General features: G+C 62.6%; 1 protein-coding gene. It reads left to right on the top strand.

Annotation, left to right across the window (positions count from 1 at the left end; translation table 11 throughout):
* The coding region (locus SB775_RS32635; protein ID WP_410865438.1) for a hypothetical protein at positions 1-246 on the top strand (246 nt) is incomplete at both ends.

The following is a 246-nucleotide window of genomic DNA, read 5'->3' as shown; positions in this document are numbered from 1 at the left end:
AGTGGCTCGTACTACTTCGCCGGATACAAGCTCGCCAACCCGCAGCCGACGACCACTCTGAACCATGACTGGCAGACCGGCCCGAACTCGATCGTTGTCCAGGTCAAGAGCGCCCCGGCAAACGAGGGTTTTCTGGCTCAGATCCTCCCGAGCTCGGTCTGCGTGCCGCCGACTGTCTCTCTCGCGAAGACCGCGACGGTTTCCCCGGCAGCGGATCAGAATGGTGCGAAGGTCGGTGACACGATC

This window comes from Peribacillus sp. SIMBA_075 (assembly GCF_046534585.1).
This window is presented reverse-complemented; position numbering and strand designations above follow the sequence as displayed.